This is a genomic window from Fodinibius sp. Rm-B-1B1-1 (assembly GCF_038594945.1).
GTDB lineage: Bacteria > Bacteroidota > Rhodothermia > Balneolales > Balneolaceae > Fodinibius > Fodinibius alkaliphilus.
In genome coordinates this window covers 642,904-669,259 of sequence record NZ_JBCFYD010000001.1, presented here as the reverse complement: position 1 = coordinate 669,259, position 26,356 = coordinate 642,904, and the positions used below count along the sequence as shown (strand labels likewise).

20 protein-coding genes are annotated in these 26,356 nt (G+C 42.9%); 15 read left to right on the top strand and 5 right to left on the bottom strand.

What is annotated here, in order from left to right; all coding sequences use genetic code 11:
• Window positions 1-19 precede the first annotated feature (19 nt).
• Window positions 20-2,194 carry a S46 family peptidase gene (locus AAFH98_RS03040; RefSeq protein WP_342521197.1) on the bottom strand — a complete coding sequence of 725 codons (2,175 nt, stop codon included), beginning with the start codon at window positions 2,192-2,194 and terminating at the stop codon, window positions 20-22.
• A 120-nt stretch (window positions 2,195-2,314) separates the two neighbouring features.
• Here AAFH98_RS03040 and AAFH98_RS03035 point away from each other — a divergent pair, with 120 nt between their 5' ends.
• The 8 genes from AAFH98_RS03035 to AAFH98_RS03000 all read left to right on the top strand — a co-directional run bounded on the left by AAFH98_RS03035 (window position 2,315) and on the right by AAFH98_RS03000 (window position 9,288).
• Window positions 2,315-2,665: a hypothetical protein gene (locus AAFH98_RS03035; RefSeq protein ID WP_342521196.1), complete on the top strand. Its 351-nt coding sequence runs from the start codon at window positions 2,315-2,317 to the stop codon at window positions 2,663-2,665.
• Between the two features lie 39 nt (window positions 2,666-2,704).
• Window positions 2,705-3,412 carry an RluA family pseudouridine synthase gene (locus tag AAFH98_RS03030; protein ID WP_342521195.1) on the top strand — a complete coding sequence of 236 codons (708 nt, stop codon included), beginning with the start codon at window positions 2,705-2,707 and terminating at the stop codon, window positions 3,410-3,412.
• A 71-nt stretch (window positions 3,413-3,483) separates the two neighbouring features.
• Window positions 3,484-3,831: a hypothetical protein gene (locus tag AAFH98_RS03025; protein ID WP_342521194.1), complete on the top strand. Its 348-nt coding sequence runs from the start codon at window positions 3,484-3,486 to the stop codon at window positions 3,829-3,831.
• Window positions 3,832-4,110: 279 nt separating this feature from the next.
• Window positions 4,111-4,608 carry a Dps family protein gene (locus AAFH98_RS03020; protein WP_342521193.1) on the top strand — a complete coding sequence of 166 codons (498 nt, stop codon included), beginning with the start codon at window positions 4,111-4,113 and terminating at the stop codon, window positions 4,606-4,608.
• A gap of 37 nt (window positions 4,609-4,645) precedes the next feature.
• Window positions 4,646-4,936, top strand: coding sequence for a sll1863 family stress response protein (locus AAFH98_RS03015; RefSeq protein WP_342521192.1), 291 nt, complete (start codon window positions 4,646-4,648; stop codon window positions 4,934-4,936).
• An 86-nt stretch (window positions 4,937-5,022) separates the two neighbouring features.
• Window positions 5,023-5,844, top strand: coding sequence for a mechanosensitive ion channel family protein (locus AAFH98_RS03010; RefSeq protein ID WP_342521191.1), 822 nt, complete (start codon window positions 5,023-5,025; stop codon window positions 5,842-5,844).
• Between the two features lie 194 nt (window positions 5,845-6,038).
• Window positions 6,039-8,294: a DUF349 domain-containing protein gene (locus AAFH98_RS03005; protein ID WP_342521190.1), complete on the top strand. Its 2,256-nt coding sequence runs from the start codon at window positions 6,039-6,041 to the stop codon at window positions 8,292-8,294.
• Between the two features lie 127 nt (window positions 8,295-8,421).
• Window positions 8,422-9,288 carry an MBL fold metallo-hydrolase gene (locus AAFH98_RS03000; RefSeq protein ID WP_342521189.1) on the top strand — a complete coding sequence of 289 codons (867 nt, stop codon included), beginning with the start codon at window positions 8,422-8,424 and terminating at the stop codon, window positions 9,286-9,288.
• Window positions 9,289-9,734: 446 nt separating this feature from the next.
• Here the strand turns inward: AAFH98_RS03000 and AAFH98_RS02995 are convergent, their stop codons facing one another.
• On the bottom strand, window positions 9,735-10,208 hold the full coding sequence (locus AAFH98_RS02995; protein WP_342521188.1) for a hypothetical protein: 474 nt from the start codon (window positions 10,206-10,208) through the stop codon (window positions 9,735-9,737).
• A gap of 614 nt (window positions 10,209-10,822) precedes the next feature.
• On the opposite strand from AAFH98_RS02995, the gene AAFH98_RS02990 reads away from it, so the two are divergent.
• The 5 genes from AAFH98_RS02990 (at window position 10,823) to cdaA (ending at window position 17,897) form a co-directional block, all read left to right on the top strand.
• A complete protein-coding gene (locus tag AAFH98_RS02990) occupies window positions 10,823-13,546 on the top strand; it encodes a TonB-dependent receptor (protein ID WP_342521187.1) in 2,724 nt (907 codons plus the stop codon).
• A gap of 170 nt (window positions 13,547-13,716) precedes the next feature.
• The gene (locus tag AAFH98_RS02985) at window positions 13,717-14,943 is read left to right on the top strand and encodes an alkaline phosphatase family protein (RefSeq protein ID WP_342521186.1); all 1,227 of its coding nucleotides are present in this window, start codon (window positions 13,717-13,719) and stop codon (window positions 14,941-14,943) included.
• 604 nt (window positions 14,944-15,547) lie between these two features.
• The gene (gene fdxA / locus AAFH98_RS02980) at window positions 15,548-15,886 is read left to right on the top strand and encodes a ferredoxin FdxA (RefSeq protein ID WP_342521185.1); all 339 of its coding nucleotides are present in this window, start codon (window positions 15,548-15,550) and stop codon (window positions 15,884-15,886) included.
• A gap of 79 nt (window positions 15,887-15,965) precedes the next feature.
• Entirely contained in the window at window positions 15,966-16,823 is an 858-nt protein-coding gene (gene folP / locus AAFH98_RS02975) for a dihydropteroate synthase (protein ID WP_342521184.1), read from the top strand.
• A 255-nt stretch (window positions 16,824-17,078) separates the two neighbouring features.
• On the top strand, window positions 17,079-17,897 hold the full coding sequence (gene cdaA, locus AAFH98_RS02970) for a diadenylate cyclase CdaA (RefSeq protein WP_342521183.1): 819 nt from the start codon (window positions 17,079-17,081) through the stop codon (window positions 17,895-17,897).
• Window positions 17,898-18,036: 139 nt separating this feature from the next.
• Here cdaA and meaB read toward each other — a convergent pair whose 3' ends face one another.
• The 3 genes from meaB to AAFH98_RS02955 form a co-directional block, all read right to left on the bottom strand.
• Window positions 18,037-19,128 carry a methylmalonyl Co-A mutase-associated GTPase MeaB gene (gene meaB, locus AAFH98_RS02965; protein WP_342521182.1) on the bottom strand — a complete coding sequence of 364 codons (1,092 nt, stop codon included), beginning with the start codon at window positions 19,126-19,128 and terminating at the stop codon, window positions 18,037-18,039.
• 60 nt (window positions 19,129-19,188) lie between these two features.
• Window positions 19,189-21,318, bottom strand: a complete 2,130-nt coding sequence (scpA, locus tag AAFH98_RS02960; RefSeq protein WP_342521181.1) for a methylmalonyl-CoA mutase — start codon at window positions 21,316-21,318, stop codon at window positions 19,189-19,191.
• A 104-nt stretch (window positions 21,319-21,422) separates the two neighbouring features.
• Window positions 21,423-23,450, bottom strand: a complete 2,028-nt coding sequence (locus AAFH98_RS02955) for a methylmalonyl-CoA mutase family protein (protein WP_342521180.1) — start codon at window positions 23,448-23,450, stop codon at window positions 21,423-21,425.
• A 171-nt stretch (window positions 23,451-23,621) separates the two neighbouring features.
• Here AAFH98_RS02955 and AAFH98_RS02950 point away from each other — a divergent pair, with 171 nt between their 5' ends.
• Both AAFH98_RS02950 and AAFH98_RS02945 read left to right on the top strand, forming a co-directional pair.
• Window positions 23,622-24,785: an acyl-CoA dehydrogenase gene (locus AAFH98_RS02950; RefSeq protein ID WP_342521179.1), complete on the top strand. Its 1,164-nt coding sequence runs from the start codon at window positions 23,622-23,624 to the stop codon at window positions 24,783-24,785.
• Between the two features lie 246 nt (window positions 24,786-25,031).
• A complete protein-coding gene (locus AAFH98_RS02945) occupies window positions 25,032-26,297 on the top strand; it encodes a PAS domain-containing protein (RefSeq protein WP_342521178.1) in 1,266 nt (421 codons plus the stop codon).
• Window positions 26,298-26,356 lie beyond the last annotated feature (59 nt).

Below are 26,356 nucleotides of genomic sequence, written 5' to 3'. Positions count from 1 at the left end.
CTCAGATTTCACCTACTTCCTAAAATTGCATTTCCTTTAACAATTTATGGCTGCCTGAAAATTCCGACATCTGATTTATAATGTGGTCTATACTTACATTTATGGTTCGATGCCGTTTCGAATCAAATAAAAAGTCGCTTCCTATTCCTGCAGTTGTTCTATACGAGGTTATCCCCATTATTTTGCCTTCGTTATTTAGTACGGGACTTCCGTAAGCACCACCGGTAATATCATTGGTGGTTAAAAAGTTTATTGTTTTACCTTTTGATTGTGTAAATGCAGCGTGCATTTTACCATCACGAGTGCGGTAACCGTCAACTTGTCCCAACGTTAGGCGAAGCGTACCATTGGCATCGGGATAGGGGAAAATATTGTGTTGAAAGGCTTGCAGGCCTTCAACATAACGCTCTTGGGCAGGTTGGAGATAGGGTACATGCTGCGAGTAGTTTTGTCGGCTAAATTGATAACTGTCCAGTAATTCTTGATAAAGAGTTACAAGAGCATCTTTGGGATGGTCTAAAACCGAATCGGTTGGCGATTGTAATAGTGATTGGGCATAACTTGGGTTAAATACCAGAGATCTATTTTGTTGCTCGGTAAGATAAGATTCAATTTCCTGTTTGAGCGTGTCGTTTTTCAGAGTTCCAAATAGTTCAAGCAAGTGAAAGGGTACGTTACCTTCGGGCAGGGAAGATAACAGGTACAGCATATCGCCCAGAAATTGTTTTTGGGATTTTACATCGATGCCATTAAGCATAGCGTTATGCTTTTTGAGAAGTTGCTGCTTGTCAGCATTACTAAGTGCCGGATTGGTCGTGTCACTGATATGTTTATAATAGGAGTTGTAGAGCCCGGCTATCTGCATGATTTTACTATTGTTGAATGTATTAACAAGAGCGAATAGCAGGCTTCCATTTTGGGAGGCGATGTTGTACGCCTGTTTAAGTTGCGGCAAAACTCGTCTGTAGGTGATATTTCTGAGCGAATCTTTTTTGATCCATTCCGAAAATTGTTGCTCAATATCAGCTTTTTGCGATGGAATACTGTCACTTTTTATGCTGTGCTGTAATTGCCGAAAGTAGGTTAGGTTTTGAGTGGCAGACATTCGTTGTGGTGCGTTAGCAATAGCTGTTGCAGGGTTATTTTGGACTGATTTTTGGGCAGCATCTAAAATTGCCTCGTAGCTGTTTATGAGGATAGGGTTGCGGTGGTCGCGATAAAATGCGCCAGCATAACTACTTTCTTGTCGCTGAGTTTTTCCGGGATAACCCAGCGTTGTGACATAGTCGCCTTTGTTCATATTAGAAGTATCAATTTCTAAATGACGGTCGGGGGTAAAAGGGACGTTTGATTGGTCATAGGTTCGACTTTGACCGCTGGGTGCGGTATAGGCTCGCAAAAAGGTGTAGTCGGCTGCCCGACTGGGCCATGATTGGTTGAAAGAGTTCTGGGCGGGGAATACATCTGACTTTTGGGGACTGTGAACAAGACGAACATCATCAATTTTTTTATATACCGATATGATATAACGATTACCGCCCCAAACTTCATCGACTGTTACGGTGATATCTTTTTGTTTGGATTGGTGCTGTGTAATGAGCTGGTTTTGTATCTGTTGCGTTCGCTTTTTCTTTTCGCGGTAGGTGAGCGTGTCGGCCAACTCTTTGTTAATAGATTCTGTGATTTCTTTTTGTGCTAATAGAACTTGGATGCTATAGTTGGGTAGTGGGATTTCTTGTTCTCTGTTTCCAGCTAAAAATCCGTTTTGAAGGTGATTTTCATCGACGGAGCTCTGTCTGGCGATACCTTCGATGGCGGTACGATAATTGGTGAGAATGAGTCCGCGGTTTGAGACAAGGGCGCCCGTTCCCCGACTGTTGTCATCAATAGAGATATTTACTACGGTGTTGCTTAGGGATGAGTTATTAGTGTTGTAAATGGTATCGGCCGGAATGTCCAGTCCTTTTGATTGGAGTTCGGCATAAAGGGTATCGGTGAGCTGCGATACCAGCCAGAGGCCTTCGCCGGGGGAAAGGTCCGAGGTTTTTTTGGCACTTTTGGTTGCATCGCTGATTGGTGTATTGTTGGAATGCGATTCCTGGACGGGGGCTGGTGAGGAACATCCCCAGAAAACCAATAGGCCGGCAATGAGGAGATAGTTGAAAAGCGTGGAGGGGTTTTCGGGATGGGCCATGGTGGTACGTATGTGGGAATAAAATTTTTGGAGTGAGTGATTACGAAGGTGCGAAGATTTTTTCTTACATTAAAGCGGTTTGAATATTATTGGTATTAAAATTGACTAAGATTTTGGATTATGAATTACAAGCACAAGTTTTTTTATCTCTGTAAAACTCCGTTGAGCGCTGAGGGTCCCGAGGATGTAGAAATTATTGATCGGGCGGAAAGCAGTGATGAGTTTCCTGAATTGTTTAAGGAATATGAAGAGCTGCGTTCGCACGCTTTTAATGAGGATAAGTTGTATAGCATTATTCGCGCAGATGATGTGTATACGATCTTGCGCACCGGTACTGAGCAAGAGGCTCGTGATATGGCGTTTGATAAGGCCGAGCAGGAGATTGTCACGAACTTACAGCACCGTGTGATGCAGAAGAATGATTCGGAAGCGGAAGCTATTTTGAAGGAAGTACACGGTGTTGAATCGTAGTTGGTTGAATGGTAATAAGCATATTCGGCGCGGTTTGTGATGGCAAAGAAGCGACCTTTCTATATTGTTAAGCAGGATAAGGATATTATTATTGTCGACAAGCCGGCCGGATTGCTTGCGGTGCCTATCCCCAATAGTAATGCCAAAAATTTATTTGACCTGGTGGCTGACCATCTGGCGAAGCATGGTGTTCGGGTGGGCGTGGTGCATCGGATTGATCGCTATACGAGTGGGTTGATGGCGTTTGCTAAAAATGAGCGTGCCTATAATGATTTGGTGAGTAAATTTCGCAATCATGAGCCGAAGCGTACGTACCTGGCTGTTGTGCGTGGTATCGTGGAACAGGATGAGGGAGTACTTGAGCATCACCTTAAGCTGATTAAGGATGGATTTCGCAATATTGTGGTGGACCCTGATGAGGAGGGGGCTACGCCGGCGCGTCTTTCGTATAAGGTGAAGGAGCGATTTTGGGAAAATACGCTGGTGGAAGTACAGCTGGATACGGGATTGAAGAATCAGATTCGCGTGCAGTTTGAGGAAATCGGACATCAACTGGTGGGCGACCAGCATTATGCGCCCGAAGAAGAGGGAGAGCCGTTGATAAACCGGCAGGCGCTCCATGCGTGGAAGTTAGCGTTTAAGCATCCGCGGCATGGTAAAGAGGTACAGTTTGAGGCGAAGATTCCGGCTGATATAATGCGGCTTATTGACAAGTTTCGCTGGAAGAAGGAAGCGCATTCGGATTAGCTATATTATCTTGCTTGCATGAGTGAGCAAGCTTGTGTATATATAAATAAATTTTAATTAATTTCGTCACTATGCGGTTCCTTGTAATTTTTATTGTCAGTGCTCTCGTATTTGGCTGTTCAGATCAGCCCGTAAATACCAGCATGCAAGAAGTTGAGGCTGAGATAAGTGATGAGCAACTTCAACTTCATAATAATTCAGTTGCAGATATTTACTATTTTGTTGTTGAACAGGATATGGCGGCTAAAATAAATTGGGAGCCTCGGTCGCAGGATGAAAACAGGATTCAGTCGGGAGATACAAAGCTTGTTTCTCTTTCAGAGGTAATGGAATATGAAGCGGGTGATACAGTTATAATTTATTTCTGGACTTCCGAAGATCCCGAAAGTGATCAAATAAAAAATATACTCGTGGAGTAGAATTGAGTTTTCGATTCTTTACTCCAAAAGTTCTTGTCTTATAATTATGGAGAGCTACGAATAGCTCTCCCTTTTTTATTATCGATGATGTAAGTCCCTTCTGTGTAAAGAAATACCTATCTTGTTTATAAAAACCCTCTATCGGTTTGGTGGAATGATTACGCCCTTTTTTCTGTAGTGGATATATGATGGTTTTAACGGATGTATGTAATTATTTCCGTTGTTTTTGTTACTGGAAACATAAACAGTAATTAAAAAGTATTAATAAGGTGTTCAATTATGAGGACCGCAATTAAGAGTGAAAAAGCTATGGATATAAATATTGGAATAAGTGAAGATAATCGGGAGAAAATTGCTGATGCTCTTTCAAAGGTATTGGCAGACTCATACATGCTATATTTAAAAACACATAACTATCATTGGAATGTGACGGGAGAGTTGTTTCATTCGTTGCACGAACAGTTTGAAGGACAATACACCGAATTGGCTGATGCTATTGATGAAATTGCTGAGCGCATTCGTGCGCTCGGATATCGGGCACCAGGTACTTTTAAGGAGTTTAACGAGCTTACATCTATTGATGAAAAACAGGATGAACCTGATGCAATGGAGATGGTGCGCCGTTTAGCAATTGGCAATGAACAAGTATTGCGTACGGCCCGCGAAGCACTTGAGCCTGCTAACGCAGCTGAAGATGAGGCAACGGTAGATCTGTTAACAGAACGTTTGCATGTCCATTCCAAAACAGCATGGATGCTGCGAAGTCACTTAGAATAACTAAGGACGTTAATTCTCAAATTAAAACAACATTATTATGGCTAAACGAGAAGAGTACATTGATAAGTTAGAGAAGCAGTTACGCGAGTGGAATACACAAATCGATAAGCTGCAAGATCGTATTAACAATGAATCTCAGGATCTGAAAGCGAAACTCGACAAGCGTATGGAAGAGCTAAAAGAAAAGCGAGCTCGTTTGCGTACGAAGCTTGATAAAATTAAAGATTCAAGTGATGATGTTTTTGAGGACATAAAGGCGGATAGTGAGAAGCTTTGGGCGGATGTTAAAAAAGGCTTTTCCGAAATTCGTGAGATCGTAAAAGAATAATTAGTGATTTATTAATATAATGTAAGGCAGCCTGTTAGGGCTGCCTTCTTTTTTTGAATAAAAACTAATAGTTAAAGAGATCGGGTATGGAAGATATTAATTCAATTGTAGAAAGTATTGTGCCAATATTAGTTCAGTATGGGCTTAAGGTTTTAGCTGCTATTTTTGTGCTGATTGTTGGGTGGAGTGTAGCTGGCTGGCTAAGCAAAAAGGTGCGCAGGCAGGCCGAAAAATCTGAAACTGTAGATGCTACGCTTACCCCTTTGTTAGCTAAAATAACCAAGATCCTTGGTCTGACCGTTGTTGTTATTTTCGTATTAAATATGGTCGGTATTCAAACGGCCAGTTTAGTAGCGGTTCTTGGTGCAGCCGGTTTGGCTATCGGCTTGGCCTGGCAGGGTACGCTTGCGGATGTTGCTGCCGGGGTGATGCTGTTGGTTATGCGTCCATTTAATGTGGGAGATTCTGTCGATATTGCCGGAGTTTCGGGCACGGTAAAAGAAATTGGTCTTGTTACTACCAAGATGAATACGTTCGATAATGTGGCTATGATATTGCCCAACTCAAATGTATGGGGTACAAATATTAAGAATATGTCAGAGAATGATATTCGTCGCCTGGATTTGGTAATCGGTTTTGGGTATGACGACAATATCGACCATGCTATGGAAACGATTAAGAAGGTGCTTGGTGAGGATGATCGTATTTTAGATGATCCCGCTCCACAAATTGCCGTTTCGGAGTTAGGTGGTAGTTCGGTCAATCTAATTGTACGTCCTTGGGTGACCAAAGAAGAGTATTGGTCTTTAAAGTTTGACCTTACTAAACGTATTAAAGAACGCTTTGATGAAGAGGGAATCAACTTCCCCTATCCTTCTCATGATGTGTATATCCATAACGAAAATTAGATGTTATTATCCCAAATAATGGGGATAAGAGGAAGGCCGATCCAGTTTGGGTCGGCTTTTTTTATGGGGCAATGTTTTGATATCCCAGATGGATTGTAATAAGTTCCACAGAAATATTATCTTAGTTAAACTCTAAGGCAGCTGAGAGTTTAGAAGCGAAATTTGAATCACCAAGCGTTATAATAGAGGTATCTGTGAAGACTACTATGGAAGATAACAAAGAGACATCCCAACATGTGTATGAGGATGAATACGTAATTTTAACTCCAGATGATGAGCTTTTCCTTAAGGAACAAGGACCCATTGATCGTCGGAAGCTGTGCGAGGTTAGTGCCGATGATCTTGAGGAAAAGCTTTCGGCATTGAAACGTGCTTTTGAAGAGCTCTCAGAAAAGATTGGAGAAATGCTTACTGATGATGCGCTGGATGCTGATAAGCTGGAAATGCTTGAAGAAAAGGTTAAAACGACGAATGCTGTAGGTGATTTTTCGGCTCTCTTAGATCAAATTAATGAAAAGAAGAAGACCTTGCCGGAAGAAGATTCTTCTGAATCTGAGGTTTCAGAGGCTAAACAGAGTGATGAGAATGAAACGGATGATGAGCCTGATGAAGGATCTCCTGCGCCAGAGGCTTCGGAGACTAAAACAGAAGAAGTAGATACAGCTACTGACGAGGATACCGAAGAAGACGTAGCTGAGGCTGAGCAGGATGAGGAAGATCAGCAGGAAGTTGCTGATGAGGAACAATCTGATGATGAGGCTTCGGAAGAAAATCCCATAGATTATTATCGGGAAATCCTGGATAAGGCAAAGGATTTAGCCAAACAGGAAGACTGGTCGTATGTATCGGTTGAGCTTGATAATTTGAGCCATCGCTGGGCCGAGGGACCTGATACGGATACCGATGAAGTAAAGGATCTTTATAAAAAATTTAATGATGTTGTGGATGCGTTCGAAGAGCGCAAGGAGCAGCATTATGCTGAGCTTGAAAAGAAGAAGCAGGAAAACCTCGAGACCAAGAAAGAGCTTCTCAAAGAGTTTGAGGGTATTGTTTCTAATGAGACGTGGACGGCTACGCGCAGAGTAAGCCAGATGAAGGGACAATGGAATAGTGTTGGCCCTTTGCCCAGCGGAAAAGGAGAGGGATTAGATGAGCGATTCGAAGAGCTCCTTGATACTTTTAATGATCATAAGGTTGATCGATTGGTACAAAAGCGTCAGAAGGAAGAGGACAACCTGATGCTGAAGCTGGCTGTGCTTGAGAAGATGGAGAATGTTGCTGAGTCCATGACTCATGAAACAGAAAATTGGGATGAGATTGATGAGAAGTTTGATGATCTGACCAAGCAGTGGAAGAAGATTGGTCGGGTACCAAAAGAGAAATCAAACGAAGTGTGGGATCGTTATAAGAGTGCGCAGGATGAGTATTATGATCGCAAATATAAGTATGATCCCGACCACCAGAGCAAGGTTGATAGCTTTACGCACAAGAAGGAAAAAATTATTGAAGAGGCTGAAAACCTGCTTGAGGAACATGATTTAGCGACGGCTGCCCGTAAAATTAATAAGCTTCACCGGCGTTGGAAAAAGGTTGGAAACCTACCACAGCGAGCCGAAGATAAGCTTTGGTCGCGTTTTAAATCGGCTACGGATGCTTTTAATGAGAAAAAGGCCAACAATCAGGAAAAGATTGAGGAGCAGGAAGAGGAGCACTACCAGCAGAAGCTTGAACTCATTGATAAGGCGAACGAAGTAAAGCATACCGACGATTTTGAGAAGGGACACTCCCAGATGCAGAGCTTTATGGACCGGTGGAAAAAGATAGGTCCCGTGCCTCGTGGAAAGTCCGAAGAGATATGGAAAAAGTTTAAGGGGGCGATGGATGAGTTTTATGACCGCCGCCGCGAACACTTTAAGGAGGTTAAAGAGGAACGCAAAGAGAACCTTGAGAAAAAGCGAGAGATACTGGAAAAGCTGCGTGAATTGGGTAAGCATGATGATCCCATTAAAGCAGTAGATATTGCTAAAGGATTGCAGGAAGAGTTTAAAAATGCGGGATATGTCCCCATCAAGTATAAAAACAAGATGTGGAAGCAGTATCGCGAAGCTTGTGATGTGATTTATGATCGCATGCGAGCGGCAAAATCCGGAGATAAGTTTGACCAAGAACTCGCGAAGGCAGACCTGGATCCAGATGACAGAAGTAAGATTCAAAAGCTGCGTAAAGAGTACAACAAGGTTAAAAAGGAAGCCAAACAGTTAGAAAAAGAAGTACTGCAATACAAAGAGAAGAAGACCTATTTTAAACCTTCAAGTGGGGGAAATAGCTTGCTTGATGAAGTTCAAAATAAGATAGATAAGGTCGAGCAGAAGTTGGAAAATAAGAAGGGAAAGATGGATTCTATTACTGAGAAAATGGATCAGATCCGCGAAGAGGCAGGCGACGAATAGCAGGTTTGCTATTTCGGTTTGTTCTGCTATTATTGGCTAATAATCAGGAGAGAGAGTTTAAAATGTTGGTAAGATGATGGGGTTTATGAGAGTTATAGATGGCTAAATATTCATAAAAATCGGGTTGATGAGTACACATAAACGAGAGGTTGTTGTCACTTTTTGGGGAGTTCGAGGTTCTACCCCCTGTGCCAATAAGGAAAATATGGAGTACGGCGGCAACACTACTTGCTTAGAAGTTGATGTTCCGGGCACGGATGATATGCTTATTTTAGACAGTGGCACCGGCATTCGTAATCTCGGGAATAGTGTTATCGATCAGCCAGGTCAGATACGGGGACGTATTTTTATCACCCATCCGCATTGGGATCATATCCAGGGCTTCCCTTTTTTTAAGCCGATCTATGGTTCTAAAAATCATTTTGCTATTCATATGCCTGACCAAGGTGTGGAAGGCGGATGCAAGGATATATTGGATGGGCATCTGACAAAAACGTTTTTTCCGGTGACGTTAGATATGATAGATGCTAATCTGGAGTATATTACCCAACCTCAGGAGCGGAAATCATATGAAGGTTATGATATTGATTTTATGATGGCCAACCATACGGTGGAAACGGCAATTTATAAGGTTTATATCAATGGAAAACAGATCGTTTTTTGTCCTGATAATGAACTGATAGTTGGAGATAATCGCCAGTCGGCCTATCAAGAAGAGTTGGAAGAATTTTTAGAGGGGGTTGACCTGTTAATTCATGATGGCCAGTATAATCGTAGTTCTTACGAAGAAAAGCGTGGTTGGGGGCATTCGGCCTGGGAGGATGTGGTTGCACTTGGCAGGAAGCTCGATATTAAACGATTATTTATTACCCATCACGACCCTGACTCTGATGACAGCCAGCTTAGTGCTCTGGATGATCATTTACAAGACAAGTTCGGCTCTGTTTTTAAAGAGATTGGATTGGCCAAAGAGGGATACCAGATTTTCCTGTAGGAAATTGGACTTAGCATATATTCGTTTAATAGGTATAATCTCTTATCCCATCAGGCTCATAATTAAAAAATCTCCTCCCTGGAGAATAGGTCGTGCGCCTGCGGAAGGAAGTTAGAAGGATTGATCTTTTGTGCATAATGGATGAATTATGAATTTATATAACCAATCTCCCTAAATTCCTCTTTTCCCCCAAATCATGCGCAACAGTTCATTAAATCTTGAGCAACTTTTTAAAACTATGTATGTGTAATAGTTTTGATGCCTGTTTTGTAGCAGGAAGATTATTCAATCCGCAACATTGTATTACTGGAATTGGTCGTAATCTGACAAGTAAGGATTTCTCACGTATGTTCGAAATGACAAAGTGTAGTTCTGGGAGATAAATAAAAAGGGATACATCCAAGGTAGATGTATCCCTTTAAAATGTTTTTGCCCAAAATTAGTTATCAGAAGTAGAAGCGTGCTCCCAAGGTACCATCGATGTCAAAGTCGGTGGATGGGGCAATGTTGAGGATAGGGGCAGCTTCGATAAAGAGCCCTACCGGAGCATCTTCAAACAAGTAATTGAGTCCCACCGGTACACGGGCACCGATATAAGAGTCATTTTCTCCCAGTACCAAACGGCCACCGATACCGTAATAAAGAGGTAAGCTGCCTTCCTCTACGTCACTGAATATATCATAATTGTGCCATAGGTAATCGGCTTGTACAGTCATGGCCTCATAACGACCAAACGACCATGCTACACCAACATCGATAGCGTTACCACCGCCCGTCCATGATTTTAACGTAAGGCCGGTCGGTTCCCCTACCATAAAGCCAACTCCCAATGTCTTGTTGTTATCTTGGGCATGGCTGACATTGTTTAGTGTTAACGCCAGGAACATTGCCATTAGTGGTATTATGAACAGTTTTTTCATAGATGAAATAATTATTTGAAATTTATTTTGTAATGTTTCTACAAGGTGTACTTAAAAAGGATATCGTATAGAAAGTTCCATATAAAATAGAAATGGAAGATAGCACGTCAACGGTAAAGAAGGAAGGTATAAAATTTGGTAATAGATTAATTATAAGAAGACTTTACTAAGTTCGGCAGCTGTTATTCGGAATGTAGTTTAGGATCTTGATTTAAATATGGACAAGTATAGGTTGGCTGTTTAACAAAAAGTAACAAGATATAGTGGGGATGATTTTGCAGAGGTGGCTTATAAATTAGTTCGTGTTTCTGGCTACTCGAACATGGATTTTAATTCAGATTGTGACTGAATACTGGTCCTGTGGTTTAAAGAGGATGAGCGGCGGTTTTTAATATCATTGCAATGAAGACTTAACAGTATGCTAATCTTAGCATTGCTATAATCAGATTCATCAGAGCAAAGTATAATAAGTTGCTTAAGTTTTTTATATTAAGCACCGCTTGAGAGCCCCCTTGAGCCAGTTGGCTTAAATGTTCTCATCGGGTTTATCTTACTTTGCTAATGTGCTTTAAAGGGCACAATCCTAATCACTAATCAAAACATATCTATCGATTATGAAACGCTACGGACTTTTATTTATTGCTCTGGTAGTATTTCCGTTGATGACGACTGCTCAAATCAGTGGTACTGTATTTGAGGCAGGAACGAATCAACCACTACCAGGAGCTAATGTTATTATAAAAGGTACCCAGACAGGAACGTCTACAGGTACTGATGGTACTTTCACAATTAATGCTGACGAAGGTGATATATTAGTTATATCATTTGTCGGTTATAAAGAAAAAGAAGTTACTGCAGAAGAAGGTATTGAGATATTCCTTCAACCAGATAAAAAAGCCTTGGGCGAAATAGTGGTATCAAGCCGCACTATTGATATTGCTCGAGAACGGGAAACACCCGTTGCGGTAACTACCATCACGCCACAGGAGATTTCTGAGGAAGTTGGTAATCAAGAATTTCCGGAGATTATGAATGATACTCCCGGAGCTTATGCAACGAAGCAAGGGGGGGGATATGGAGATTCCCGCATTTCCTTGCGAGGATTTGACCAAAGTAATACCGCATTCCTGATCAATGGACAGCCTGTCAACGATATGGAAAATGGCTGGGTTTACTGGTCTAACTGGCAAGGCTTGACGGATGTTGCATCCGGTATTCAGATTCAGCGCGGTTTAGGAGCATCGAACCTTGCCGTACCGTCTGTAGGTGGAACCGTTTCGATTTTCACAAAAACGGCTGAGCAAGAGCAGGGTGGTTCTGTATCACAAATGGTAGGTAATGATGGTTATACAAAAACTGCAGCCTCATATAATACTGGTTTGGGAGAAAATGGCTGGTCGGCTTCTTTTCTGTTGAGTTACTGGCAAGGAAATGGTTATGTAGATAATACCAGTGGTGCTGGCTGGACCTATTTTGGTGCATTAGGTTATAAGCCAAATGACAGTCATTCTTTCAACTTATCTGTTCTCGGAGCGGGGCAGTGGCACCACCAGCGTCGTGCGAATGTGTCCATTCGAGATTATCAAAATTTTGGTGATGAAGGAATTGATCCACGTTGGAATACCAACGGAGGTACGCTAAATGGGGATGAATATAATATGAGACGTAATTTTTACAATAAACCCCTTGCAACGTTAAACTGGGATTGGGAAATCAGTGAAAATGTTTCACTCGCTACTTCGCTATATGGTTCTGCCGGACGTGGTGGCGGTACTGGACCACGAGGACAGTTTTACTTTAACTCAGAAACTGATCTTCATCCCTTTGGAGGAGGACAGTACCAGGAAGACCTTACTGAACATTACTTAGAAGATGGGGATGGCGCACGGAATTCCGATGGTACGATAAACTTTGATCGTATTGTGGAAATTAATCGGTCTACTACTTCCGGTTATACAGGATCACCCAGTGCATACAATGGACAGTTAATTGGCTCAAACGGTTACAATAGTGATAATGTAAATAATGCGGTACTGGTTCGCCGAGCTTCTATGAATTCCCATAACTGGTTTGGAGCAATTTCCAAATTGGAAGCTGAGGTGGATAAGTTTACATTCTCGTTGGGTGTAGATCTTCGAGATTACACCGGCTATCACTATCGTGCGATGAATGATATGTTAGGATTAGATAGCTATTTTTCTACAGGTAATGCAAACTCGATGGGTCAAATTATTGAGCCCGATAATACCATCAAAGCGTCCCCATTTCAGGACACAGGGCTGACCGGTCCGAAGGTCGATTACTACAACATCGGTTATGTTGACTGGCAGGGTCTTAACGGGATGGTTGAATATGATGGTGGTCAATTCTCGGCTGTTATCCAGGGTGGTTTGTCCAATCAAGGATATCAACGAGAGGATTTCTTTGATCAACCTAATGCTGCGCTTTCTGAGGAAAAGAATGTTCTCGGAGGTTATGTAAAAGGTGGAGCAAACTTTAATATTAATGACCATCATAACGTGTTTGCTAATGCCGGATACATTTCGCGGCAGCCACTTTTCGATGCTGTTTTCCCACGGTTCCAGAATGAAATTAATCCGGAACTGCAAAATGAAGAAATTATGTCAATTGAGTTAGGTTATGGGTATACCTCTCATATTGTAGACTTAAACGTGAATCTATACTCCACTTCTTGGGGTAATCGATTTATTGAAGAGAGCTACCCCGTTACTCAAGACGGTGGTTCTGCACAACTTCTTGATGTGGATCAACTCCACAACGGTATTGAGGTTGAAACCACCGTACGTCCAATGGAAAATTTAACATTAGACGGAATGCTATCAGTAGGTGATTGGAAGTACACGAATAATTTTACTGCTGAACTGTTTGATGATGATCGAAATCCAGTTGGTACTACCACGCTTTATGCTGATGGTGTAAAGGTGGGCGATGCTGCACAATTTGTTGGACAGATTGGCGCGGATTATCGTATTGGTGATCTTAGCGTAGATGCAAGCTATCGGCACGTAGATAATTTATATGCTGATTTTAGCATCGTAGATGAAGCCTTTGCAGATCAAGATAATGAGGGAGCTTTAAAATTACCTTCTTATGGTTTGACGGATTTAGGAGCAACCTATCGTTTCGATCTGTTTGGACAGTCAGCTTCAGCACGGGTTAATGTGAATAATCTATTTGATGTTACATACATTGCTGAATCTGAAACCAATTATCACGCATCTTCTGGTGATGAGACTTGGAAAGGTATTCATAACCGTAATTTAGTATGGTACGGATTTGGACGAACTTGGAATGTGTCCCTATCATATGAATTCTAAGTATCTATTAAAGCTTTGAATAAAAGCTAATTTTCAAAAGGGCAGCCCAATCGGGCTGCCCTTTTTTATTTTAAATTATTTCACAAAACAAGGCTGTAATCGCACGATTAAAATAATATCTTTGCGCCTTCGTGGCTTTGCGTGAACTTTAAAATTGAATTATTAAGATAATGAACCGTAGTACTTTTTTAATCATACTATTATCCGTCGTAATAGGGTTGGCCAGCTGTAATAGCGAGCAACAAACCCATCCCCCGAAAACACTGTTAGTTTCTTTTGACGGCTTTGGTCACAATTATTTAGAAAAAACAGACACCCCTAATTTTGATGCACTGGTTACAAACGGCGTGCAGGCAGAGGGGCTCATTCCCGTCTTCCCCAGTAAAACCTTTCCCAATCACTATGCCATAGCCACAGGCTTATATCCCGAAAATAATGGCTTTGTTAATAACACCATGTATGATCCCAAGTGGGAAGAGTGGTATCGCATTCGCGATCGCGAAGCTGTAGAAGATGGTAAATGGTACGAGGGGGAACCCATCTGGAATACCCTCGAAAAGCAGGGGCTCAAAACGGGTACGATGTTTTGGGTGGGGTCCGAGGCCGATATTCAAGGGATGCGCCCCACGCACTGGAAAACCTATGATGGCGATATGCCCGGCAAAGCACGTATAGATACCGTTATGAAATGGATGGCCAATGCAGGAGATGAGACCGTTGACTTTGCCACCCTCTATTATAGTGATGTCGATTCCAAGGGACATCGCTATGGTACCGATTCCGACTCGGTAAAACAGGCCATCAAGCGTGCTGACAATCTCATGGGCTATCTTAAAGAACAGATGAAGGAGAAAGGGCTGTGGACTAATACCAATATTATCATTGTTTCCGATCACGGCATGGTTGATTTGTCAGCAGATAAGCTCATTCGTCTGGATGAAATTATTGATATGGATAATACCGAGCGTGTAAACTGGGGGCCCATGACGGGTATTCAGCCCAAAGAGGGAAAACAAGAAGAGGTTTATCAGATGCTTAAATCTGCTGAAGAAAACTACCGCGTATACAAAAAAGAAGATTTACCCGAGCGTTATCACCTTAAAAATCATCGTCGGGTCGAGGATATTATTATGGTCGCTGATTTGGGATATACCATTTTAGATGAGGATTACCAAGAAGATTTTGTAGAATCGTTGCCGCGTGCGACCCACGGTTATGACAACAACGAAAAAGCCATGCAGGCGTTCTTTATCGCCCATGGACCAGCATTCAAGCAAGGTGAAAAGGTTGGGAACTTTCAGAATATCCACATCTATGAGCTCATTAATCACTTGATGGGTACCGAGCCTGCCCCAAACGATGGCTCACTGGATAGCGTAAAGGTATTATTAAAATAATGATCCTCACCGTTTGCTCGGAGGGGAAGAACAAAGCCTGCCCCGACCCATCGGGGATGGGGGCAGAAAAACTATGATTTTGTGTCATTCTGAACTTGTTTCAGAATCTGAAAAGACCATTTTAGTACGAAAGTATAGATCCTGAAATAAATTCAGGATGACATGTTGGGTTTTGCAAAGACCTCATAAATTGATTTACAATCAAAAAGTTGTTTTGCCTGCATAGTAGGGAGAAATCAAAAGAGGGTCAGATGAAAAATGGCACACGGCTAAATGGTATGATGTACAGGTGTATAAGGGTTATTTTTGCCCTGTACATCATATCCGTAACGTAATTTACTGCTCAAGAATCTCGAGCAGTAGGCTCAAACTGTTTGAGTAGGTTGCTCAAGGGGCTTGAGTAGTCTGCTCAGACTCCTTGTAGTACTAAGGACAAACACATTGTACTTAGTACTATATATGGATTGAGTAGCGTTTGTACATAAAAACCCAAAATTAAGAGTCCATCTAAATTAATTTTAGTAGGCATAAAACGTTGCATCTATCCCCAGAAGCCGTGATATTTAGTCCAATTTTGTAAACACCAAAGAATTTTTGAAATCCAATGGCATACGTAGTAACAGAACCGTGCATCAATTGTAAATACACCAACTGTGCGGCCGTTTGTCCAGTTGATGCCTTTCGGGAAGGGCCCAATTTCCTCACCATTGATCCACTGGAATGTATCGATTGTGATGCTTGTGTAGCTGAATGTCCGGTAGAGGCTATCTATCCCGATGATGAAGTACCTATGGAATGGGAGCATTATATTGATCTTAACGAACGATTAGCCGAAGAGTGGGCCGATCATATCATCAATCAAACCAAAGAAGATCTGCCGGATGCTGATGAGTGGGCTGAGGTTGAAGATAAATTGGATCATCTTCAAGAAAGCTGGGACTAACTGTTGTACGTGATTAGGTAATTGAGGAATTAAGGGAATGACCTAATCACTCAGTTATCTAATCACATCTGCAAATTTGATGAACACGAATATTTCAAAGAATCAAAGCCTTTCTATTCGAGATAAAACGCTCGATCTTTCCTCCCCCAAAATAATGGGGATTCTCAACGCAACCCCCGACTCTTTTTCCGACGGCGGCGAATATAACGAAGTTGACTCAGCCTTGGGACGTATTGGGCTGATGGTTTCACAGGGTGCCCATATTATTGATATTGGAGGTGAATCAACACGGCCTGGCTCCGATCCTGTTACCGAACAGCAAGAGCTCGACCGCGTACTGCCCATCCTTGAAAAAGCGATACCCCAATTCCCCGATACGTTTTTTTCTATTGATACAACGAAGTATCGTGTGGCTGAGGAAGCCCTGAAATTGGGTACCCATTTTGTGAATGATGTAAGTGGGCTCCAAAAGGAGCCCCGCTTTGCAGATCTATGCGTGCAGTATAACGCCGGGTATGTGATGATGCATGCGCAGGGCGATCCCCAAAATATGCAGGAAGATCCCAGCTATGAGGATGTCGTGCAAGATATTAAGCAGTTTCTGCGAGAAGGGATCAGCCAATCCAAAGAAAAAGGGTTGGAGAATATCATTATTGATCCCGGTATTGGCTTTGGTAAAACCTTGGAGCATAACCTCAGACTAATCGCTGACCTCAACGAATTCCAGGAACTTGGACACCCCATTTTAGTGGGAGCATCACGTAAATCAATGATTGGACAAATACTGAACGATCGCCCCACTGATGATCGGCTTACCGGCACTGTGGTCGCCCATTACCACGCTATGATCAACGGCGCCAACATTATTCGGGTGCACGACGTTAAAGAAGCCCACGATTCCCTGCAGGTTTTTAACGCTATTCGGTCTGTAGAATAATCTCTCGTTACGTAGCTCTGCTGTGAAAGGTATCAGGCTGTGTGTCATCCTGAATTCATTTCAGGATCTGTACAAATACTATTAGAGAGGAGGGATTCTGAAACAAGTTCAGAATGACACGAGTTTGCAGTTTTATAAGAATAGCGTTGAGGTAAGGCGATCTACAATTTTATGGCCTGCCAAATCCCAACCTAAAACTTCCCCAAATTATAGTTATATTCCCTTAAACAATATTCAGTAAAACGAGGTACCCCATTGATTCCCATTGGCTTCCTTGAATTCGGCATCAGAGACTTCATCGAAGTCCTGATCATCACCATGGTACTATTTTACCTGTACCGGTGGATTCGTGGCACCTTTGCCATCCAGGCCGCCTTGGGACTCGTATTCATCATCATCGTCAACGCAGCCGTCAGCGCACTCGGGCTCACCACCATCAACTTTATACTTCGCGGTATTTTGGATGTGGGGATCTTAGCAGTATTCATCATTTTTCAGCCCGAAATTCGAAAGTTGCTCTATAGCCTGGGACAGAATACAAATCTCGACCGCTTTTTCGTGCGCTCCAACTCCGATACCATTATCGATGAAGTCGTCGATGCCGTACGTGATATGGCGCATACCAAAACCGGTGCGTTAATTGTATTTGCGCGCACTTCAACGCTGCAAGACTTAGTCGACGTAGGGGTAAAGCTGGATGCCAAAGTAAATAGTGAGCTCCTCAAAACAATCTTCAACAAAAATACGCCACTGCACGACGGTGCCATCGTGATCCGTAATAATCGTATTGTAGCAGCAAGTTGCTATTTGCCTATCTCGCAGAACCAAAATATCTCCTCTGTATTTGGAACGCGTCACCGTGCCGCCGTAGGAATAACCGAAACGAATAATGTATTTGTGGTGGTCGTATCCGAAGAAACAGGTCGTATCTCCGTTGCCCAAAACGGTTCACTTACCAGTGGATTGACCATCCAGAAACTTCGCAGCGAGATGCAGGAAGCCCTTGGCGAACAGGATATCGATGATGAAGATGTTGCCTTTTCCTCGGGGCAGAGCGAACTTAAGCTGAGTTGATATTTGAAGCTTTTATTTAATAGAAAGCTCCATCAAAATATGTGTCATCCTGCAATAAGTTCAGAATGATGCCCAACTACTGTTTTGATAAGGTTTTTCGACAGCTTCTTTCCCTGCTGCGTAACGAATAAACGATTATTTACAGCGACTCAAAATAAAGATCCAACAATTGCTGTGCGGCCTTAAACGAGCTCATCTTTCCATTTAAGACTTCTTGCTCAATTTCTTGCTGTTCCTTCTTAACAGCAGGGTTATTATAGAAATGTTCCGTCAGGCGATTCGAAATAGTGTCATACATCCAGTGTTTAGCCTGACGATTTCTGTTGTCCTGAAAATAACCGTTCTTCTTGGTCAGCTGCATGTACTTCTGGATCATTTCCCAGATATCAGGGATACCTTTTTCCGTTAACGCTGAACAGGTTGTAACCTTTGGGCTCCACCCCGATTTTGTTTCTGGATATAAATGAAGCGCATTTTTGTATTCACGTACCGCTTGACTGACTGCTTTTTCGGTTGCCTCATCAACCTTATTAATGGCAATAGCATCCGCCATCTCCATAATACCTCGCTTAATACCCTGTAGCTCATCGCCTGCTCCGGCCAACATCAATAGCAAAAAGAAATCCACCATAGAATGTACGGCCGTTTCAGACTGGCCTACACCAACGGTTTCAATAAAAATAGTATCATAGCCAGCTGCTTCACAGAGATAAATCGTTTCGCGCGTTTTGCGAGCTACACCGCCGAGTGAACCGCCCGTGGGTGATGGGCGAATAAATGCTTGATTACTGTTGGCCAGCGTTTCCATGCGCGTTTTATCGCCCAGAATACTGCCCTTGGTACGTGTGCTGCTGGGATCAATAGCCAGAACGGCCAATTTACTACCCTGATCAATAATATAATTGCCCAAAGATTCAATAAATGTACTTTTGCCGACGCCCGGTACGCCGGTAATACCAATACGAATAGAATCACCAGTTTCGGGCAGGCAGGCTTCGATGATATCTTGTGCAGTTTCACGATGCTCAGTCTTGGTACTTTCGATGAGTGTAATCGCTCGGCTTAGAATAGTACGATCGCCTGATTTAATACCCTCGACATACTCATCCAGCGAAAGCGAGGAACGGCTATTTTTAAAACGCTCCAGCCCCTTAGTGTTGATAGCGTTATTTTGCTCCACGCCCTCATTTACCGAAAGAGAAGAGTCGTTATTTTTGTTTTTGTCAGGCAAATTTTACGATGGTTAACACCCTGCAGGTTTTCAAAACCTGCAGGGTTTAATGAGAATGAATTATTTCTGCGAATCGATAAGTATCTCCAAGATCTGTTGGGCAGCCAGTGAAATAACGGTTCCCGGACCAAAAATGCCAACGACCCCCTTATCATAGAGAAATTCATAATCCTGTTCAGGAACGACGCCCCCCACAATCACCATGATATCATCTCGTCCCAGACGTTCAAGTTCATCCAGCACTTGGGGCACCAGCGTTTTATGTCCTCCGGCCAGGCTCGAAACCCCTAAAATATGTACGTCATTTTCAGCGGCTTGACGGGCAGCTTCCTCAGGCGTCTGGAACAGCGGACCGATATCGACATCGAAGCCGAGATCGGCAAAGCTGGTCGAAATTACTTTGGCACCACGGTCGTGACCGTCCTGCCCCATTTTGGCGACCATGATACGCGGGCGTCGTCCGGCCAGCTGGGCAAACTTATCGGCCAGCTGCTGAGCCTTTTTAAAGTTTTCGTCTTTATCTATTTCTGAAGAATACACGCCTGATACTGATCTTACGGTTGCGGTATATCGTCCGAACTCTTTCTCCATCGCATCGGATATTTCGCCGAGTGTGGCCCGTTTTCGAGCAGCTTCTACGGCTGCTTGTAACAAATTCCCATCGCCGGATTCAGCAACTTTCGTAATCTTGTTAAGAGCCGACCGAACTTCCTCTTCATTGCGTTGGTTGCGAAGTTTTTCGAGCCGGTCCAACTGTGCCTTTCGGACTTTTTCATTATCAACCTCAAGAATATCAATCGGCTCTTCTTTGTCAAGCTGATATTTATTAACCCCTACAATGGTTTCTTTACCAGAATCGATGCGGGCTTGTTTTTTGGCCGCTGCTTCTTCGATCCGCATTTTGGGAACACCGGTTTCTATCGCTTTGGCCATTCCGCCTAACTCTTCAACTTCCTCAATGAGTTCCCAGGCACGCCGCGCAATGCGGTCGGTCAAGTACTCTACATAATGCGAACCTGCCCACGGGTCAACAGCTTTGGTAATACCCGTTTCTTCTTGCAGGTAGATTTGCGTGTTGCGTGCAATACGAGCCGAAAAGTCGGTCGGCAGGGCTATAGCTTCATCCAGTGCATTGGTATGCAGTGATTGTGTGTGCCCCAGTGCTGCGGCCATGGCTTCAATTGTTGTTCGCGCCACATTATTATAAGGATCTTGCTTTGTTAGGCTCCATCCCGATGTTTGACTGTGCGTACGCAGGGACATTGACTTGGGGTTTTGGGGATCAAAGCGTTTGACCAGCTTAGCCCAGAGCATACGGGCGGCCCGCATCTTAGCAATTTCCATAAAGTGATTCATCCCGATAGCCCAGAAAAAGGAAATACGAGGGGCAAAATCATCGACGTCAAGCCCGGCGTCAATGCCTGTTCGCAGATATTCGAGTCCATCAGCCAAGGTGTAGGCCAACTCAATATCACAGGTTGCCCCGGCCTCTTGCATATGATAGCCTGAAACTGAAATAGAATTGAATTTAGGCATGTGTTGGGAGGTGTATTCAAAGATATCACCAATGATGCGCATTGACGGCTTGGGGGGATAGATATAGGTATTACGCACCATAAATTCTTTGAGGATGTCGTTTTGGATGGTGCCCGCCAGCTCATCTTTGGATGCGCCTTGTTCCTCAGCTGTGACAATATAAAATGCCATAATCGGAATGACGGCTCCATTCATGGTCATCGATACCGACATCTCGTCAAGGGGAATCTGGTCGAAAAGTACTTTCATGTCCAGGATGGAATCAATGGCAACGCCCGCTTTACCGACATCACCGGATACCCGCGGATGATCAGAGTCGTAGCCACGGTGTGTGGCAAGGTCAAAAGCAACGGAAAGGCCTTTTTGTCCTTGCGCCAGCGCCTTGCGATAAAATTCGTTGGATTCCTCTGCTGTTGAAAATCCGGCATATTGTCGAATCGTCCATGGACGAAAGGTATACATGGTGGAATACGGTCCGCGCAGGTAGGGCGGGATACCAGCGGCATAGTCGAGGTGTTCTAAATCTTCGATGTCTGCCTTCGTAAACTGTGGCTTAACTGGAATTTCTTCAGCGGTATTCCACGTTTCACCATTTGTCTTGGAATTAGTAGACAGTGACGAGTCGAACTCTATGTCAGAAAAATCAGGTCTCATAATTCAATTTACTTTTATGTCATCCTGAACTTGTTTCAGGATCTATCAATCTGTATAAAGTTGTTCGTAACAGATGCCGAAACAAGTTCGGCATGACATGTTTTTTAATTCTCAATTATGTTCAATTTTTGTTGAAAGCGAGTTAGTGTTTTCAGCACATTGCATTTTGCATAAATGAACTCATCAACGCCGGCTTTTTTATAGCTTTCAATATCTTCTTTGGGATAGCCTGCAAGCACAATAATTGGTTGCTGATCTAACTGGTTTATGCCATCACAAATGGCAGGAACGAGCTCTTTGTATTCCTTGTCCGAGCTGCAAATAACGGCAATATCAGGCTGCTCATTTTTAATGGCTTCCAGGGCTTTATTCACATCTTCGAAACCAATGGGATCTTCGATATTATAACCGGCACAGCCGAAGAAATTAGCTGAGAATGTTGCCCGTCCTTTACGCCATGATTTGTTGCCCAATGGTAGGTTGAGGACTTTGGGCGTTGATTTGTGATTCTCGGTGGCCAGGCGAAGCTCTTCAAAAGCCTGGGCTCCACGGTAAGGTGACACGGTTCGATATTGCTGACGACCATAGTCGAAAAGTTTGGCAATAACATCCGCAATATTAGCTTGCTGCGAAAAGGCGTCAGCCAGATATTTTACAAGGTTTTCGGAATCACTTTCAATATTAATTTCTTCTGATTTGTGCAGTGCCACCGTTTGTCCGGTTTTGCTAATCTCATCACGCATGTTGTCATCAGGATTCGTGTACTGGTTTGTACCTACAAACGTACGTCCCCGTTTGGCAATAGATTGGTCGCGCTGCTTTTGCGATTGCTGAATGGCTGACTGTACAGTCCCGTTTTCGATAGCCTCAAATAATCCGCCCTCTTTTTCTATTTCTTTGAAAATATTCCAGGCCTGTTCTGCAATCTGATTTGTTAGTTGTTCAATGTAATAGGAGCCGGCCGCCGGGTCTTCAACTTTATTAAGATATGATTCCTCTCGCAGAATAAGCTGCTGATTTCGGGCAATACGCTGTGAAAAATCATCCGGCTGACGAAAGTGCTCATCGAACGGTAAAATGGTCAGGGAGTCACATCCTGCTATAGCAGCCGACATCCCCTCGGTAGATGTGCGAAGCATATTGGTATAGGGATCGTAAAGTGTTTTATTCCAGCGAGAGGTTTCGCCGTGAATATATGCTTGCTGTTGATCGGCATCCCCATCGTAAGCTTCAACCAGATTTTTCCAAAGGAGCCGGGCTGCTCGAAATTTGGCAATTTCCAGAAAGTAATTTGAGCCTATGGAAAAATTAAAGTTGAGGGTATCTGCTGCTTTATTCAGTGGTAGGTCGGCCTCTGTTAATAACGCCAAATACTCCGATGCTGAAGCCATCGCATATCCTAACTCTTGCACGATGGTAGCCCCACTGTTGTGATAAAAACGAGCATCTATAGAAAGGGGGCGAACGCCCGGCAGTTGCTGTGATGAAAATTGTGCTAACTGCTGAATATCTTGAGATATGGCTTCTCTACCTTTAGGATATTGTCCATGTTCCAATAAATATATGAACGGATCGTAACTAAAAGTGGCCCATACTTGTTGGGAATCGAGGTTTTGGGTTTGTGCCTCATTCCAAAGCATGGCCAGTGGGGTTGGTGAGGCAAGTGCCGCATCAAAATGAAGGGTCGTTTCCTCCAGGAGTATATCATCAAGGAGAGCAGAAAAATCATGTTGGTTTTGGATCGGCAGGCCTGAAAGATCTCCACCAAGTGCTCCTTCTGTTCTACGTACACGCAGTTTAAATGACAAAGCTTGTGCACCTCGTTGAAGGATATCACGTGCTCTTTCATTTGCCCCAGTTATGTTATTAGCAAAAACCGGGGTTCGGACTTCCCAATCGTTCGCATTGTCATCGGCGTATCTTTTGGGGATGGGATCAGTTCGGTCAACATCCGATAGATCTTGCCGGCGATAAAAAGGAAGCGGTTCGATGCCTTCGCCTGTTTGCCAGCGAAGTTTTTCTTTATAGTTGGCACCTTTTAAATCTTGTTTAATAACTTCTTCCCATTCGTCTGTGGAAACGGGTGGGAATTCTTCAAAAAGAGATAGCGTGGTGGAATCAGAGTTGCTCATAATACAAATTTCGTCTTGGTTATAGCTCTTGAAAATAATGAGGTTGTGATTACTTTACTAATGTTCGTTGGCATGATGTAACCGGTTTCAATTTAGGGCCGAAATTTTGGAAACGAATCCCTATATTACGACCGAAATTTTGAACCGACTGAATTTTTAAAGGCTATATCCATGGATAATATAGATCAACAGATGCCCGCATTAACGAAATTAACTGAAGATGAAAAAATGTTGCAGGATGCGGCGCGGGATTTCGCGGAGAGTGCCATCAAGCCAAAAGTGCATGAGATGGATGAGCAGGCGAAGCTGGATCCTGATTTAGTACAGGAGTTTTTTGATATGGGGCTGATGGGCATCGAAATCCCAGAAACATACGGCGGGGGTGGCGGATCGTTTTTTATGTCAATCGTAGCTATTGAACAGATTTCACGTGTTGATGCTTCGGCCGGGGTGTTTATGGATGTGCAGAACACGCTCGTTAACAATGCTTTTCTAAATTTTGGAAGTAAAGAGGTTAAAGAAAAGTATCTGCCACAGCTGGCTACTGAAAAGGTAGGGGCGTATTGTTTGTCAGAGGCTGGTTCCGGTAGTGACGCCTTTGCACTGAAAACATCGGCTAAAGAAGAGGGTGATTACTATGTGTTGAATGGCTCCAAAATGTGGATTACTAATGCCAATGAGGCTGATATCTTTCTGGTATTTGCAACGGTTGACCGTGATGCGGGATACAAAGGGATTACAGCATTTATTGTTGAACGTGATTTTGAGGGATTTTCGGTATCGAAAAAAGAAAATAAGCTCGGTATCCGCGCCAGTTCAACTTGCGAAATTTTGCTGGAAGACTGTAAGGTCCCCAAAGAGAATGTATTGGGGGAAGTTGGAAAAGGATACAAGGTTGCTATTGAAACACTCAACGAGGGACGTATTGGTATTGGTGCACAAATGATCGGTATTGCTCAGGGCGCGTTGGATGCCACATTGGAGTACACCAAAGAGCGTGAGCAGTTTGGGCAGGCTATTTCTGATTTCCAGGGGGTTCAGTTCCAGTTGGCCAAAATGGCGACAGATATTGAAACGGCTCGATTGCTGGTGTATAATGCCGCCCGAATGAAAGAAAATGGTGATAACTTTCTCAAAGAAGCAGCTATGGCAAAGTATCATGCCTCAGAAGTAGCCGAGGATGTAAGTTCCCAAGCGGTTGATCTGTTTGGTGGATACGGTTATGTAAAAGAGTATCCGGTAGAAAAATATTACCGTGATGCAAAGATTGGTAAAATCTATGAGGGAACTTCTAACATGCAGCTGAATACCATTGCCAAACTATTGTTGAAATAAAACCGTATTGAGATTATGAAATAGAACCTTAGAAGGCGAATAGCTTTCTAAGGTTTTTTAATGTTATAGCAAAAAAATGCACTTGTTTTAATGTTAAAGGGGTTTTTATAAAATTTTTTAGAATAAATCGGGGATTTTTCGGAATTATTGGGAATTGTATTGTTGTTGAGTAACAGTATTAAAACAGGGGTTGGCATTAAAATGCCCATTATCATCTATTAACTAAGGTTAAGTAATATTTTTAGTATGGAATCATTGGATATCAGCGCACTTAAACAGTGGTGCAAGGACGAACAATCTTTTAAAAAGGTAAAAGCCTTTGTACAGGATGTTGTTGATGAAGCGGAAGAATTGGAGAAAAGATTAAATTTGCTTGAGTCAGCAGTTCGAAGTGACTACGATTCCATACTCGTAACAGAACTCTCTCTCGAAAAGCCGGGTCCGAGAATTGTATATGTTAACGATGGGTTTTGCGAGATGACTGGCTATTCCAAAGAAGAGGTTATTGGCAAAACGCCTCGTATTTTGCAGGGCCCTAAAACAGATCGCGAAGTGTTGGATAACTTGAAACGACGGCTTAAGGAGGGGCAGTCGTTTTTTGGGCAGGCCGTAAATTACCGTAAGGATGGAACGGAGTTTGTTAACCAGTGGGATATACATCCGTTAACTGACAAGGATGGGAATATCACGCATTGGGTTTCCTATCAGCATGACATAACCGAGCGAAAGCGAGCTGAAGAGTACTTGGTTGATCAGAAAGTAGAGTTCGATGGACTACGGGAAGAATCGCAGCGAACGGTTGTTGACGTTGATGTGCAGGGTAACATCGTGATGGCCAATAAGGCTTTTCGCGAGTTAGTAGGTTATAGCAAGGATGAGTTAAAGCAGATTAAGATTTGGGATTTGCTTCCGGACAAGTATATGAAATCCATCAAAGGTCGGTTTGATAAGGAAGACGAAGATGCCTATTTCAACGATGAGGAGTTTAAGGGGATTATTAATCATAAGAATGGATTTCCTATTCAGGTGAAGGGAACGACATCAATTTTGGACCTGAAGGATCAAAAACTTATTCGAGCTGAGGTTGAAAACATATCCCTCAAAAAGCGTATTATGGATACGTTAAAAAAGAGAAATAAAGATTTTAGCCGCGTAGTACAGCGGGCCTCTGAGTTTAATTATGTGGTTGAATTACAAGATGGAAGGCCGGTTTTTAAGACGGTGTCTGAGGAATTTTCCGAAGTTACCGGTCTTTCGGCAGATGCGGTCGTAGGAAAAGGAGATGTGGCTAATTTTGTCCATGCCGATGATGTTGAAGCTTTTGAAAATCATCTTCAGAAAGTGTTTGAGGGTGAAGAATCTACCTGCAAATATCGTCTTAAAAATAAGCAAGGCCAATATGTTGAAGTTTTAGATTATGGTAAGCCCCAATGGGATCAGGAAAGTAAGGATGTTGTTTCGATAAGTTGTGCTGTTTCGGTTGATCCGGCGTATGAAAAAACAAAAGTATGATCTTAACTTCTCGTTAGATCTTTGTATTTTGAGATGTTGTAAATAATCAATAAAACAGG